This is a genomic window from Hanstruepera ponticola (assembly GCF_002940745.1).
In the GTDB taxonomy this organism is placed as follows: Bacteria; Bacteroidota; Bacteroidia; order Flavobacteriales; family Flavobacteriaceae; genus Hanstruepera; species Hanstruepera ponticola.
In genome coordinates this window covers 913,692-927,167 of record NZ_POTB01000001.1, presented here as the reverse complement: position 1 = coordinate 927,167, position 13,476 = coordinate 913,692, and the positions used below count along the sequence as shown (strand labels likewise).

At 31.6% G+C, this 13,476-nt stretch carries 15 protein-coding genes; all 15 read right to left on the bottom strand.

Features of this window, described 5'->3' with window-relative positions:
- Positions 1-219 precede the first annotated feature (219 nt).
- The 15 genes from C1S72_RS04110 to C1S72_RS04040 all read right to left on the bottom strand — a co-directional run bounded on the left by C1S72_RS04110 (position 220) and on the right by C1S72_RS04040 (position 13,474).
- Positions 220-1,032 carry a hypothetical protein gene (locus C1S72_RS04110; protein ID WP_104734387.1) on the bottom strand — a complete coding sequence of 271 codons (813 nt, stop codon included), beginning with the start codon at positions 1,030-1,032 and terminating at the stop codon, positions 220-222.
- 124 nt (positions 1,033-1,156) lie between these two features.
- A complete protein-coding gene (locus C1S72_RS04105; RefSeq protein WP_104734386.1) occupies positions 1,157-2,065 on the bottom strand; it encodes a hypothetical protein in 909 nt (302 codons plus the stop codon).
- 28 nt (positions 2,066-2,093) lie between these two features.
- Complete coding sequence (locus C1S72_RS14470; RefSeq protein ID WP_104734385.1) at positions 2,094-2,819, bottom strand: DUF6090 family protein; 726 nt, start codon at positions 2,817-2,819, stop codon at positions 2,094-2,096.
- Positions 2,820-3,015: 196 nt separating this feature from the next.
- A complete protein-coding gene (locus tag C1S72_RS04095; protein ID WP_230401631.1) occupies positions 3,016-3,699 on the bottom strand; it encodes an SUMF1/EgtB/PvdO family nonheme iron enzyme in 684 nt (227 codons plus the stop codon).
- A 384-nt stretch (positions 3,700-4,083) separates the two neighbouring features.
- The gene (locus tag C1S72_RS04090; RefSeq protein ID WP_104734383.1) at positions 4,084-4,971 is read right to left on the bottom strand and encodes a tetratricopeptide repeat protein; all 888 of its coding nucleotides are present in this window, start codon (positions 4,969-4,971) and stop codon (positions 4,084-4,086) included.
- Positions 4,972-5,061: 90 nt separating this feature from the next.
- Complete coding sequence (locus tag C1S72_RS04085) at positions 5,062-5,412, bottom strand: hypothetical protein (RefSeq protein WP_104734382.1); 351 nt, start codon at positions 5,410-5,412, stop codon at positions 5,062-5,064.
- A 184-nt stretch (positions 5,413-5,596) separates the two neighbouring features.
- Positions 5,597-6,031: a hypothetical protein gene (locus tag C1S72_RS04080; RefSeq protein ID WP_104734381.1), complete on the bottom strand. Its 435-nt coding sequence runs from the start codon at positions 6,029-6,031 to the stop codon at positions 5,597-5,599.
- A 135-nt stretch (positions 6,032-6,166) separates the two neighbouring features.
- Positions 6,167-6,733 carry a hypothetical protein gene (locus C1S72_RS04075; RefSeq protein ID WP_162919925.1) on the bottom strand — a complete coding sequence of 189 codons (567 nt, stop codon included), beginning with the start codon at positions 6,731-6,733 and terminating at the stop codon, positions 6,167-6,169.
- A 195-nt stretch (positions 6,734-6,928) separates the two neighbouring features.
- The gene (locus tag C1S72_RS04070; protein ID WP_162919924.1) at positions 6,929-7,738 is read right to left on the bottom strand and encodes an ExbD/TolR family protein; all 810 of its coding nucleotides are present in this window, start codon (positions 7,736-7,738) and stop codon (positions 6,929-6,931) included.
- Between the two features lie 230 nt (positions 7,739-7,968).
- On the bottom strand, positions 7,969-8,457 hold the full coding sequence (locus C1S72_RS04065) for a hypothetical protein (protein ID WP_104734378.1): 489 nt from the start codon (positions 8,455-8,457) through the stop codon (positions 7,969-7,971).
- Between the two features lie 141 nt (positions 8,458-8,598).
- Complete coding sequence (locus C1S72_RS04060) at positions 8,599-9,390, bottom strand: DUF6090 family protein (RefSeq protein ID WP_162919880.1); 792 nt, start codon at positions 9,388-9,390, stop codon at positions 8,599-8,601.
- Between the two features lie 155 nt (positions 9,391-9,545).
- Complete coding sequence (locus C1S72_RS04055) at positions 9,546-10,346, bottom strand: alpha/beta hydrolase (protein ID WP_104734376.1); 801 nt, start codon at positions 10,344-10,346, stop codon at positions 9,546-9,548.
- A gap of 182 nt (positions 10,347-10,528) precedes the next feature.
- Entirely contained in the window at positions 10,529-11,701 is a 1,173-nt protein-coding gene (locus C1S72_RS04050; protein ID WP_104734375.1) for an FISUMP domain-containing protein, read from the bottom strand.
- 198 nt (positions 11,702-11,899) lie between these two features.
- The gene (locus C1S72_RS04045) at positions 11,900-12,643 is read right to left on the bottom strand and encodes a DUF6090 family protein (protein WP_104734374.1); all 744 of its coding nucleotides are present in this window, start codon (positions 12,641-12,643) and stop codon (positions 11,900-11,902) included.
- Positions 12,644-12,826: 183 nt separating this feature from the next.
- Positions 12,827-13,474, bottom strand: a complete 648-nt coding sequence (locus C1S72_RS04040; protein WP_104734373.1) for a hypothetical protein — start codon at positions 13,472-13,474, stop codon at positions 12,827-12,829.
- Between the last annotated feature and the right edge of the window lie 2 nt (positions 13,475-13,476).

Genomic DNA, 13,476 nt, shown 5'->3' with positions numbered 1-13,476 from the left:
GTATTAATGGTTATTAATTGTAAGAGTATCAAAAATAGTTAATTATTAATTATAAACAGTTTTAGGTTATTCCTTTTTTTATTCATTATAGTAAACCACAATCTTAATGACGTGTTTAATTCCGTAAGCATAATTCAGCAACTAAATAGGCAAATAGAAAAGCCTATAGAAAAAACGGAAGACATGAACAATATTTTCAAACGAGTGTGAGTAGTTGTATTAATACTCGTAAAATTCTTTTACAACAAAGCCCATTTCTTCTTGTTTTGGTTTAATTAGTAAGTTTAAATAATACCTGTGAAAATAACCGTTCAAAACAACAATTCTACTACCATCGTATTCACTAACAAAGTGTAAAATGTTTTTAGACATCGTTTGGTTTCTTAAATCCCAGAATTCAGATGCTTTTTTATAGCCTTCCAAGTAACTTATACTATCATTGTCATTCTTTTTATAGTAAGTGTTTGAAAAAATAGGATATTCACTCATAATATTTAAAAGCTTTTTATACTGAAATTCTTGCCTGATTTTAGCAATTCTATCTGTTTCAGAATTATTAAAAGCTTTTGCACATAAATAGGCAAACGAATTAAGTGAATCATTTACTTTAAGAAAAGTTTCATAGGTTTTTTTATCCAAATCGTTTAATAAATTGTTTCTGTAAAGGCTATCTAACAATTTGGATGCTTTGCTATCTGTTGGTCGTGATCCAATTTTTATTCTGTATTCGTTTCTTCCTGTAAATTCATAGGGCCTTACATCTACTTTAAAGTTATTCATATACTTTACTGTGGCAATGTTTTCATTACTTCCCCAGGTTTTCTTAAACTTAAATTCATTCGTAAAAAAAGATGAATCAACCTCAAAAAGAATTAAATCTGGCTTTATTCTTGTCAAGATATTATAAAGACTATCTGGAGTGAAATTTTGAACTGGATCATGAACGGTACCAAGAAGCACTAATTCAGTTTTTTTACTTGTGCAATTGTAAAAAATTAAACCAACAACAACCAATTGTAATAAGCGTCTCATTTATGAACATTATTTCGTTGTTTGACAAATTAATAAAAAGAAAAACATATTCTTCAGCAGTGAGGGAATCCGTAAGATTTTCACATGTTTTTTAATTCAATTCTTTATTATTGGTTAGCCTCTTTTAATTGTCCCATTTTAACTGAACATTTGCAACATTTTCATGAACATTATTTAAGAGTAATGTGGCTAACGCAGTATCATCCAAAGGCTCATTGTTTACTTGAAGGACATTCCAAAGTTTTTGAAATGCAGATACACCTGTTTCATCATAAATTCTTCCAGCAGCAGTATGCAACCTACATTGATACCACCCGTAATTTTGAGGGAACTGACTAGCCATTAAACCATAGTTTTCTTCAAACTCACCTAATGTTGTAAATTTTAAATCATTTTTATTGGTGGAGTGTACCACCATATTTGGAAAGACTGTTAAAGCTGGTAATAATTCAGGCTGCTTTTCAGCTATGTAATTGTGCAGAAACATATTGCAAAACAATTCTCCAATCCACTTACGTTGCATGGTAAGATTACCTTGCTCGTGAAATGCGTGTCCCAATTCATGAATAGCCAATAAATCAAAAAATTCTCGCATAGTCAAATTACCAGTATTATCAACATATGTATTAGAAATTTGTTGAGCAATGTCCTTTGGTAATTGATCAATAGGTGGAAGCATACTTTTCCAAAAACCATTGTCTTCAGCAGCGACTACAAGTGTTTGTTCGTTAGGGTAATGTGGCATTCCGTATACAGGAAAATGGGTGTATGTATTCCAATCAGTTGGAGACAATACGAGCAATGTCACCTTGGGTTTAAAATTTATTGATGCACTATAAAATGAAATAACGCTATCGCAAAGTGCGGCCATATATTCTGCTTCTGTATTTGAACCATTACTATAATAGGTTTCTAAATTATGACCTTTAATATGATTGAGCTTTTCAAATGTTTGGCCTTGTAGATTTGAAATAGAAAGCAAAATGCTTAAACATAAAATAATTGTTTTACCAGTGTTTGTTATTGTTTTCATGGTTCTTACTCTATGAATTATTACTTTTTTATTTATCGTTTTTATAGAATTCTAAATTTTCAATAAGCCTATCAATAGAAGGAATGGTCGTTTCAAATTTAGAAGTCAACCGAATAACTCCACTTTTAAATAATTCAAGGAAAACAATAAAGTCCTCATCATTTTCTGCTACTATTCGCTGCAGATTTAATGTGCTTTCATTTAGATTCAACAGATGATTTGGTGCGAGAAAGTTTAATTTACCATTTAAGGCATATTCGCTTTGCTTTGCAAATGCTGATTTGATTAACCCGAACTGTATTCTGTACATATTATCAATTTGTCTATTTAAGCTATCGGGTAATTGTTTCCATAATTCAGAACCCGCAATAGTTGCATAAACGGGTGAATTTTCATTAAAAAACCATTCGTCTTCAGCTAAATATTTTAGTAGGTATTTTAAATTTAAAGTATCTATGTCACTACTTTTTTTCCAATAATTAATTGATACATCAGAATTACGAATTATTGATTTTCCTATGGCTAAATCAGATGTGAATTCAGCTTTTTTTGATTGTAAGTCAGTAATTAAAACATCAATTAGAAGGTCTTCTTTATTACTTTCTTTTCTGTTTTCATTCCAATTGTTTATTTGAAGCGCGATCAAAATCCCAATAACCACAAGAATGATTTCACCAATTGCATATTTCAAATATTTTTCAGTTTTGCCTTCAAAAAGCACGTTTTGTCTAATTTTTCGAAAGAATTTTATCATATGCTATTGCCCGAGTAAGCGGGAATCTTATTGGTTGGTGATTTAGAAGTACAATGAGTTCTAGCACCTAATTTAGCAATAAAAACTGAATAGACACGAGTATATGGAGCTGTAAAACAGAAATTTACGCAAACAATGCTCAGGGCTTGTGGAAGGGTAGACGAGAACGAGCTAATAACTATACACGCAATTGCGGTTATTTATCTTTTGCTATTCTAAAACCAAATCCATCATTTCTTGTATTGCGAGGTGACTGATATCTGACTTCAGGTATATGAATTCCAAATTCTAATGGTTTTCCATCCTCATCTTGGGAATCGTAAAACCAACTCACCCCTTTTGAAATTTTACCTTCACCATCTGGCGGACCTTGAGGATTTGTTTTACTCACTAAACTATCTTTTTCTGGGTTGTACCAATCAGAAACCCATTCGCTAACATTTCCAGTCATATCGTAAATTCCGAGTTCATTAGGTTTTAAAAGCCCAACACGATGAAACGTACTGTCAGAATTTTCACCCACCCAGCCAATTTCAATCGGATTATTACTTCCGCTATATTTAAAGTCTTTACTTTTTTGTCCACCTTTGGCAGCATATTCCCATTCAGCTTCAGTTGGTAATCTTCCACCAGCCCATTGAGCGAATGCATTCGCTTCATCCCAGGTTGCTAACATGGGTTTTTTATTTTCCCATGTATAATACACCTGCTTTCCATATGCATTTTCAATTGGTGGTTCTGGCATTGTCCTTCCAGTGCTCTCGCAAAATGCTCTGTATTGTTCTACTGTGATTTCATATTTACTAATGTAGAAGTCACTAATCTCAACAAATCGATGAGGACTTGTAAAACCGCTAATCGTATCACCTTTCGGACTGATAATAATTTGATTTTTACCTTGTTCAAATGTTCCGCCAGTTACAAAAACCCAATCGATTTCGGTTTTTTTCTGATTTTGATTACAAGAATTGAAAACTAAAAACCCAATTAAAATAAATATGCTGTTTTTTACCAGAAACGATATCTCTATTGTTGGAATGACTTTACTGAAAAATATAAAGATTTGAGTCTATCAAAACTATGAAACAGTTAGATAAATGTAAATTCTCAAATGTAAAAAAAATGTAAAAAAATGTAAATTCCTAGTAACAGTCTCGGCTATGCCTCGTTGCGAGTTTCAGCAACTAATTTAGCCATTGCAAATAGTAAGTAAGCGCGTAATGGAAATAAAATTATGCAAGCTGTTGAGCTACGTTAATTCTCATTATAATTTTTTTAAGCTATCAATTTTTTTAGTCATTTTAAGACTTGGTAATCCTATTTCAGCTCGATTGGCATTTACCTTATTTTTATCAGAAATCATATTTGAATCGTCTCCAGTATTATTTTTATAGGTTCCGTGAGTTTGCGGTTCCTTATTGTAAATTGCTAAATTGTCGTACATAGTACCTAGTGTAATAGGGGAACATTGTCCTTTTTCAATGAACTCTTTGATTTTAGGAATGAAATAATTTATTCTAATACTGTCATCTGTGTGTAATAATAAAATTCCAGGGTCAGCAGACGTAAAGTCTACTCCAAAATTGCCTACAACTTGCTCATTTGGATAGCCAATTTCATCAAATATTTCTACAAGTCGTTTATCGTTTTTCTTAAATACTTTAATTCTCTCTTCCGGATTTCCAACTAACCTTTGATCTATTTCTATCATTTGTATAATTTCAGTTCTCAAATCCATGTTTAGACTATTAATATATTCCTCGCGTCTATTATCGTATTCTGCTATAAGCTCCTTCCCTTTTTCAGAATTAAATATGTCGTTGAAAATTTCGTTATTCTTAAACGTACCTATTGTTGATCCTTTTGAAATTGCTTTTTTTATGTACTCTATTGCTAAATCATCTTTCCCTAATTTTGCACAAACCTTTGCAAATTTATCTGTGTCCTGTTGAACCCCTAATCTAATAGCTTCACAATTCTCAAAAGCTTCTTGATAATAATCGTAAGCTTTTTCATAATTCCCTAAATAAAATTCAATTTCTGCCTTTGCTGTAATTGGATAATAGTCCGTGATGTAATTACATTCAGATTTTTCTTTATCTGAACAACTAATTAATATTAAGCATAGTAGGAGTTTTGTGAATTGTTTCATAGTTTTATTTAGTGTGTTAGGGTTTTATGTATGCCTCGTTGCGTATTTCAGCAACTAATTAGGCAAATACTATTAGTTTTATTTTTAAAGTCAAAATAGTTTGACTACAGCAGTCACAGAGAATTTATTATTCGATAAAGTAGTGTCAATTACAAAACTTACGTTATCAGCGGAAAAATCTGAATTTGTATTACTACGAATCAATTTCACAATCCGTTCTCTCTCTTTAATAAACGTAGACGTTTTAATTGATTGCCCCTTTTTAAATTTCGTTTTATCCTTATGTGTGTACAATAAATCTTCAATACTACTATCCTGAACATTATATTCAACCGTCTCTAATTTATAATCATTTTCTAGAACAGTTGCCTGTTTTGAAGTACTACAATTAATAAAGCAAGTAAGGGTTAATAGTGCAAAAATTGATTTAAGAGTTTTCATGTGTTTTGAATTTAAGTTTTTATAGTTTAGTATTCATCATCTTGCACAATATGTTCGGGTTTGATTAGGTACGTGTTTAAGCAACTAATTTAGTAAACAATAACGAACGCGAGAAAATTCTGAAGGAAATTCCGAGTAAGCCATAATTAAGCAACAAATTATACACATCATTTCCTAGCACACATTATATGTAATTAAAGAAAAGCTCAATAAAAACACCAAGTACAACACTAAATATGGCTGCTAAATGAGATAAACGTTTTAATTTAAATGGGTTTGAAAATGCCAACCATAAACACAATACTGCACAAATCGCCAAAATTATAGTACCATATAAAGGCACAATGCTATTGAAAAGCCCTATTTGATTAAAAAAGGGATCTAGCAATGCCGTAAAACCAAAAAGAGCCAAAGTGAAATTTGTCTTTTTATGTCCAATAAATAGATAATAGCTTGCAAATAACAATTCAACACTTATAGCTAATGGACCATATTGGTTATAGTATTCTCTTTTAAAATATAACTCGAATCCTTGGGGAAATTCAATCTTCATGATAAAGGCAACACTCAAAGCGAGTCCGATAATCAAAAGTAATAATGCTATTGTTCTTTTTTTCATGAGGTTTACGTAATGTTTGGCAAACGCTTTTGTGTGTGCCTTGTGACATGTTTAAGCAACTAATTTAGCAAACAAAAACGAACGCGAGAAAATTCCGAAGGAATTTTCCAAATAAGCAACCACCAAAGTAATTAATTATAAACGGTGTTTTAGCATGGTTTTTATGTCTTTGCCAAAAAGTATAATACCGAATGCAATAAGCGTAAATGAATATCCAAAAATTAATCTATGAGGAGTAGGAATAACATGCCATAAAATCAAAGTAGCGAGAATTAAAATTCCGACACCCAACTTTTCAGTTTTCCAATAGTTTAAACTTAATATTAACAATCCGAGATTAAATACTTTCGAGCTTGGTCCAATAGTTATAAACGGTTTCCAGATCGATGGGACTTGAGTTATGTGGTTCGTAAAATCATCATGTAATTGATCATTTGTGAAACTCCAAAAAATAAAATCAATTACACACATGCCGATTATACAGGTTATTCCGATGATAGTTAGAGGTATTCCTATGTAACTAAAAGGTTTCTTGGGAAATGAGATTACTTGAGGAATTAGTAGGACAACACCAACAAGTAAAGACCAATGAGCAAAATCAATTGGTTCGAGGCTGTAGACAAACGCATTACCTTTTGAAAGAATTATTTGTCCAATTAAAAGGAAGCTAATTCCAATTATAAATAAAATTCTGTAGAACATATTCTGTTGATTAGTTTTTTTCAACTACCTATACAAGACAAGAATGTTTTATGAATGTTACAGTTTAAAAAAAAAAGAGTTATTCGATATCAGTTTTGAAAATGTGCTAACGTTCTGGGCTATGGTTTCGTTACGGAATGGTACGCGAGTATCATTCAGCCGTAATGAACTATAGCCGTTGTTAGGCAACGTATTTTATTCAATTAATTTTTGAGGATAAACTTTTCTAATTTCAGTCATTTCTTCTTTGGTCAAGCTATCCAATTCTTTGTTATATTTTTCTTTTGCAAGTCGAGTTCTTAATTTTTTGATTTCACCAACGATTGCATTTTGAACATCAATGTAAGTTTTATACATAGTTTCCCTTTCTGCTTTTAAACTTATTATTGATTCCGATTTACTTTTTTCTTCGTACTCTTTTATGGCATTTTTCAGTTCATCGATATTTACGTTCTTTTTATTAACGAAAATTTGATTTTCTCCATCAATGTATATGTTTATAGCTTTACTTAAATCGTATTCGGTATCGTCTTCTTGAATTTCTGGAAGTTCCCTAATTAATCCGTCATCGTTGACATAAGAAATGGTGTCAAATAAGAAAAACACACTCATTTTATAATAGTCAAGCTCAAAGTCCTCGGAATTCAATACCGTTAAAATTCCTTTTGCTACTGTTGAAGGTGAAAAGTTATCGGACTCTTTAAGTGAATCAAATACTTTCTGCAATTCATTACTTTTAATGAACTCACTTTCTTTCAATTCCGATTGGCATTTAATAAAGGATTCCGATTGTGGCATTCCAATATCAATTATTTTGTCCAAAAATGATTTTGATGGATTATAGTTAAAATCGTTTTCCTCAACTATTTTCTCAAAAATTGCAACATAGCTTTCGCCACTACTATCTTTTAATATTTTTTCATCTATGAGTAATTGCTCAAATTCAGTTAGTGCTTTTTTGAATTTAGTTCCATTATCCTCATAATTTTGGTAAATACAATTCATTAATTTGTCTTCAACTCTCAATGTTTGAGAATTGCAGGAAATTGTAAAAATTCCAAAAGTCAAATATGTGAATATCAGTTTTTTCAAATGTTGCCTAACGGTTTGGTATATGGAAAGTTGCGGTTTTGTGTGCGAGGAATTTCCGAAGGAAATTCAGACGTAACAAAACAAGCAACGACCTTTATTTAAGCCCAACACCAGCAATTTTTTATATACTGTGTTGTGCATAGTTATTTATTCAGTTTACTCTCAAAATTTTTCAGACTTATTTCTTTTCGCCACCAAGAATAATCTCCATAAGCCATTTTCTTTTCATAATCCACTTCTAAATAGTCGGTATGGCAAGAGAACAAGTCATAATCATTTTTTTGTTCAGGTTCCGAGTCATATTCGATTTTCGATGGTGCAATTAAATAATATTTTCCAACTTTAAATTCTTCAATATATGGTCGACATAACATTCCGTTATCTCCCCAAATTTTTATTCGTTTTCGAGATTCCGAACCTTTATATTTTTTAATTATTTCAACTGTTATCGAATAAGGGAATTTTTCATTTCGGTGTTCCAAATAATCCGTGTATTCAATGACTTTGATAAGTGCTACGAATTCCTGATTATCAGAAACTGCTCCGAATCTACAATCCCAATTACATTCGCAAGAACACGCGAAAGATTGGATTGAAAACATCAATATTAAAATGAAAAGTAGTTTCTTCATAATTATGCACAACGGTTTTGTGTATGGCTCGTTGCGGTAAATCCGCGAGGATTTTCCGTCGTGACCGAAAGATAGCAAATTGCAATGAATTCCGATTAGGAATTTCAGCCGTAATGAACTATAGCCGTTGTTGTGCTTTCGTTATTTAATTATTTCTGCATCTATCAATCCTATTATGATTTCCGTTTTATTTTTTAATTCACTTGCGCTTATTTTACTACTTATTGCCCAAAGATTAACCAAAGAAAGGATACTTTCAAATTTCGGATCATTTAATATGGTTTGTATGTCTATTTTATTATTTGATTTTTTTCCATTCCAATTGGTTTCTTTCATTGGTATGTCTTTCCATAGACTTTGTGCTATAAAATAATCAGAATATGTTAATGTGTAATTGTCGATTAAATAGGTGTTATAGTTATTTAAAATTATGTCATAAACACCAGTTTCAATTTTTCTTAAATCATCAACCTCTGCGCTCCAATTAGACAAATATTTTCGGAGTTGTCTATTTTGAATAATATTTAATTTTCCTCCATTTATGATTTCTTGCAACGCTCCAGAACGTGATTCATATGTTGGAATATATCTACTAACACCTATTAGACTATCAATTGATTTGTTAGTCTCATTTACAGATAATTTGCCAGCTACAAAATCGTATAATGAATTTAGCGCCTTCATTTGCGATTCTCTTTTTTTAATGGCAACATTTAGGTTTAATAAGTTTTCTTGATATTCTTCTTTTAGATTTTCTAAAAGCAATTTTTCTTCTCGTGCTGATAGTCTTTCATTATTCCAATTATTAATTTGTAAAGCAATTAATATCCCAATTACGACTAAAATTATTTCTCCAATTGCGTATTTAAAATACTTTCCAGTTTTGTTTTTCTCCATAAGGTCGTATCGTATTTTTCGAAAGAATTTTATCATTAGTTAGCGGTTATTCATAATGAAGCACAACGGTTGGGCTATGATTTCGGCATGGAATCGTCCGCAGGACTATTCCGCAGAGAAATCAGATTAAATATATGTTTTACTTTTGGTTTTTGCACTATCACCACGCTGAATCATAGCCGTTGTTGTGCTTAGTTATTTATCCATTCATTAACTTTTTCTATTAATTCAAGTCTTTTATCAGAAAATGAATGGTCAGTTTCCCATATAAGATACTCAACATTGTCTAATTGATCAACCCATTCTTTATTTCTCAAATCTTCGTCAAAAATCAACACATCTTTTTGGGATAATTCATTCTTATAGATTAACGGATTATAAGAATTTTTATTTACAATTAATTCATTATAAAATTTATCTGGATTTATATTTAACATAAATGCGGTCTTTATATAATTATAAACCCAGTCCATTAACTCCTGAGATAAAGTTCCAATTGGGTTTGGAGAACAAACAACGATCTTTTTAACCCTTTTATCTCGGGCTCCTTTTAATAAGGCTATTCCACCGCCTAAACTATGACCAAATAAAATAAACGAGTTTAATTTAATCTTGTATTTTTCAGAATTTTCTGGAGTAGAGAAAAAGTCTATTACTTTAGTTGCGTCTTCCAAACAATTAGAGTACATGAACTCCCCTTGACTTCCCCAAGAACCACGGTAATTAAAATAAATTACATTTCTACCATTTCTTCTTAATTCTTGAGCTAAATCAAGGTTCTTTTCATTTCCTGGAAGTCCATGCAGAAGAATAATAGTTTCTTTTTTCTCTTTACCGGCTGCTAACATGCCAAAAGCAGCGATGGAATCTTCATCTATTCTTATTATTATTTCTTTGCTGATCGCACGATAATCATTTTTTTTATTTTGAGCAGTTACATTATAGGTGAAAATGAGAAGGAAGATTACTAATGATAATGATTGGTTTTTCATTTTTTCGAATTTTTAATTGAGCACAACGGTCTCGGCTATGAGTAGTTGCGTGGTTTAGCACTTAACTTTGCAAGTACATACCAAGTTGGGAATTCCGCAGGAATTTCCAAAGTAGGCGAGAACAAGCAATTACTTATAGCCATTGTTGTACGCTGGCTTTTGTGTTAATTTTCTTAAATTCACTAATCTTCAATACATCGGCAAGCTGCCAGATATTCTCCATTACCATAATAAGGTAGATTTGTACTTTCCGAGTTCCATGTCAAACCAAGGCGCCGAACGGCATCACTCATAATAAATGCAGTCGATTTATATTCATTTTGTAGTTCAACAAATTCCCATTCCTCCGCAGGACCTCTAAGAGCAAATCCTGTAGGAAGAGCAGAAAAACCAGCTGTATTATTTGCACCTGTATTTGGCGACTCCCAATTCTCTATTCCAGATTCTTTTAAGACACCACCGGCAATTTCTGGACCACCAACAAAATCAATCAACTCGTTCCATTCATCTTCTGTTGGTATGTGCCAGCCATTAGGGCAAATTGCGCCTTCTCCTCGATAAATAAAACCATAAGGTGTTTCAATATAATTAAAATTAGGCCCTTCACCTTCGTACATTAAATTTTGAGCAAACCACTTTTGGTTGCCAATTTGCACCCAATTGTATGTGTTTCCGTCTCTGGAATCTACTATGGAACCTGTATCACTAATATAGGTGCTTAATGTGGTTGCTGTCATTGTTTCGCCGTATGTTATTGAAATGCCATTATCAGCGAATGCTCTAACATGGTATTCAGTATCCACCTCAAGACCAGATATAATAATTGGGTTTCCTTCTATGCTCGCACCTACAAGATTATCATCTATAGTGGGATTCCCAGTTTGATTCCAACATAATCCTGACTGTACGATAGAAGGATTTCCGTTTGATTCAATTTCTATACCACTTTGAATATAAGTTGTTCCGATAAAAGAAATTGGAAGGGTTGCAATTTGAGGATTTTCCACATCCAATGTTATTTGTATTGATGTAGAACTTGATAAACCATCATTGTCAAATGCAGTAGCTTTGATATTTTGAATACCTTCAGGGTACCCATCTGTAGACCATACATAGCTATAAGGTTCAAAATCAAATTCATTTATTTGTTGGTCATTTACTTCTATCACAATCCTTTCGATGATGCCATCAGGGTCATTTGCATTTATCTGAATTGTAATGTTGCTTCCAACAAAGAAGGTTTCATTTTCATTAGGTGAGATTATTCCAATTACAGGTGATGCAGATTCATCATTGTCGCAACTGTTAAATAATAATGAGGCAAATAATAAGAAAAGAAAGTATGTAAGTTTCATTCAGGTATAGTTTATTTTTCAGGTATAGTTTATTTTTTTAGCTTGCGTACAACGGTTTTGTGTATGGTTAGTTGCGTGGTTAAGCAACTAATTTAGTAAACAAAAACGAACGCGAGAAAATTCCGAAGGAATTTTCCAAATAAGCACTTGCCAAAGCAATTAATTATACACGGTGTTGTGCTTTCGTTATTTATTGGACTAATAGAAATAGCTCTCAATTTCATCGTATAATTCTTGCGCACTTTCTTTAGCATCATTTGCCCAGTTTATTTCTGCTTTTGTTTTAAGCTGTCTTCCAAGTAAAATATTCTCAAATTCTACGCTTTCTAAAATCACGTTTCTATTATTTATTCTAGGAATTCTATCTTTACCGTAAGGATTTACTCCAGTCATAAAATTATTCAAATCCCAACTCCTATAAGCGAATCCTTCTATTTCTTCTCTAGCAAACTGATTATTAATTTCTATTATTTTTGAAAATCTTTCACTAAAAGAGTAATATTTGTAAATTAATTCTTTCAATTTATTATCCTGAATCCATTTAAAATGCCCGCCTGACTCCATAGATTTTAATGCCGTGGAAACAGAATAATAGGCTTTTTCACGTGCAATATCTCCGATTTTTTGGTATGATATGTTTTTACTTTCTGTTTGTTTTGAGATGATTTGAAAAGTATAGTCAACTGCTTCAAGAACAGATTGGTTATAAAGAATCTGTTTTTCTATTTCATTAATGTCTTCTTTCAAATTTAATTGCATTAGCATAAGCGATGCTTCTAATTGGTCTTTTTCTTGACTTTTCTGATTAAAATTATTGATTTGCAATGCAATCAAAATCCCAATAACAACAAGAATAATTTCTCCAATGGCATATTTGAGATACTTTCCAGTTTTTCCCTCTGAAAGTAAATTTTGTCTAATTTTTCGAAAGAATTTTATCATTGATTAGTTGTTTCTTGAAAGGTAGAACAATTATTTAACTCGTGTGAGAGATAATGAAGTACAACGTTCGTGTGTATGATTAGTGGCGTGTTCAAGAACCTAATTTAGTAAATAAAAACCGAATAGAAAATCCGCGAGGATTTTCGTAAGTAGGCGAGAACCAGCCATTAATTATACACGTTGTTACCCAACGTTTTTATTTTCTCCAATCCATACTTTTCCTAATTCAAAAGCATAAGTTTCTGTTCCGTCATTCAAAGTTTTTCTAGTGTGTTTTTTCTTTAATCTATCGTTAAACCATTTTTTATCTTCTAAATATTCTTTTTCGTTTTCGTAATCTTCTGGATTTCCAATGTCTGTACTAAACATAAAATCCTCGTCAAGTTTATGTTCCCAATTAAAGTTTTCAATCCGCTTTTTTTTGATTCCAACAAAGTCAGTTTTAAATTCTTCTACATTTTCGGGACTATTAAAAGTTGTATTATAAAAATCAATTGAGTTCCCGATTGCACAAACAACTTGTGATTTCGAGAAACTTGACTCAAAAAGCCATATTTTCAAATAATAAGGCTCATTCAATTCGTCAAGTTGATTTTTCCAATTCTCATAAATATCAAAAAGTCCGTTTAGAATTCGTTCTTTAGTTTCTCCTCTTGGTTCAGGATTTTGGCTATTGGTTAATGAGATTCCACTAAATGGATGAACCCAAATTTTAACATAATCTCTTTCTCTATGTTTTAGGTTTTCTAAATCAAGTTTCAGATTAGCATTTTTCCATTTTTCAATGTCTTTCCAAATTCGATTATGTCCTCTAATTTTCTTCGTTTTCATTC